Source organism: Rhodococcus sp. (in: high G+C Gram-positive bacteria), from assembly GCF_049286785.1.
Lineage (GTDB): Bacteria > Actinomycetota > Actinomycetes > Mycobacteriales > Mycobacteriaceae > Rhodococcus_F.
In genome coordinates, this window is sequence record NZ_JBAQEO010000319.1 from 1 (window position 1) to 1,737 (window position 1,737).

The 1,737-nt window shown below is 61.9% G+C and carries 1 protein-coding gene and 1 pseudogene; both read left to right on the plus strand.

Features of this window, described 5'->3' with window-relative positions; genetic code table 11:
• Nucleotides 1–116: 116 nt before the first annotated feature.
• Nucleotides 117–347, plus strand: a pseudogene (locus tag WAW17_RS12205) (SDR family oxidoreductase); the annotation flags it as partial.
• Between the two features lie 81 nt (nt 348–428).
• Nucleotides 429–1,737 (plus strand): MFS transporter (locus tag WAW17_RS12210; RefSeq protein ID WP_422333239.1); only part of this gene is annotated, 1,309 nt, incomplete at its 3' end.

A 1,737-nucleotide genomic window follows, 5' to 3' on the forward strand; every position in this document is an offset into this window, starting at 1 on the left:
CACGTCGAGCCGGCGAGAGCCATCACGGCAATTCCTAGGCCCGGCGGGTGAACTCACGGTCCAGTAGGCCGGTGTAGCATCCGAGTCAACGCTCCCGCGCCCGGCTTCTTCCTACGGAAATGACGGCCGCCATGGGTGATTCCGATGAAATCCCCGGAGTGGCTCACCGCGCGCCTCGCGGTCGAACGGCCAACGGAGTGTCCGATGTGATCGGCACCGTCCACTACTTGTGGCCGGACGCATCGAGTTACGTCACGGGACAGCATATTCCGCTCGACGGCGGATTCACCCTGACCCGACCGGCACTGATTTCGGATTCAACGTCGCATCGAGATCGAGCACGCTAACGTGCGTTGCTCTCCGCGCACGCCCCTCTGGGAATCGGGTGCCCGCACGGATCCCCCACCACCAGGACAGATAAGGAACTCATGTCCAGTCTCACCGACAGTACGCTCGATCCGTGGAAGATCAGCGGACGACTGAATCGACTATCCACCCTCACCCGCACCCACTACATCTGGATGATCTTGCTCACCGGCCTGCTGATGTTCGACATGGCAGACCTCAGCGCGTTGGCCTACACGGCCCCGGCCATCCGCGAACAGTGGGGCCTGTCCATAGGTCAGATCGGCGTGGCTACATCGGCCGCGTTCATCGGAATGTTCTTCGGCTCGATCATCGGGGGAAGACTCGCTGACCGTTTCGGCAGGAAACGGGTGTGCATCGGCGCAACCCTCTTCTACAGCCTGTGCAGTCTACTGACCGCCATTTCCATCGGCATTGTGGACCTTTCCATCTACCGATTTCTGACCGGCGCCGGCCTCCAGGCGCTCGTCGTCGTGCTCTTGACCTATGTGGCAGAGGCATTTCCGCAGAACTACCGCGGCAGGGTCCAGGCAATCGTGCTGGCTGCCAGTCTGCTCGGCGTTCCTGCGCTTGCCTGGTTCTCTCGGTGGATCATCCCGCTCGGCGCCTCCAACTGGCGTTGGGTCTACGTCGTAGGGTCCTCAGGCGCCGTGCTCGTCATCTTCGTCTGGCGGTGGCTTCCGGAATCACCACGGTGGCTGGACTCGCACGGACACCACGAAGAGGCCGATATTGCGGTTCGACTCCTCGAAGAGGAGGCCATCACCAAGACCTCGGCACCGTTGCCCGATCCCGTCGATGCCGATCAGTCGGTACCAGCGGCACAGGCATCGGACCTGCTCCGTCTGGGGTACCTGCGACGCACCGCAGTTCTGGGGATCGGCTATGGCCTTGCACTCGTCGGCTACTACGGATTCACCGCGTGGTTACCGACATTGCTGACCGAGAACGGACTTACCGGCCCGGAAAGCCTCGCCTACACCTCCATCCTGTCGTTGGCGGCCGTCCCCGGCGCGCTCGCCGCGATGTTGTTCATCGACAAGTTCGAACGTAAGACGGCGATATTCTTCCTCTTCGTCGTCATCGGCATCTTCATGCTCCTGTTCGGAATCAGCGACACACCCGCGATCGTCCTGGCATCGGGACTGGTGATCACCTTCCTCATGTATGCCGGGTCGGCCTGCTTCTACACATATATGCCGGAGATCTTCCCGACCCACCTGCGTGCTCTCGGCGCGGGGACAGCAAACGGCATCGCCCGCATGATGACCTTCGCGAGCACCTTCATCCTCGCCGCTCTCCTGAGCACAATGGGCTTCACCTCCGCCTTGATCTTCCTGGCCGCGGCGATGATCTCGACCGGCCTCATAC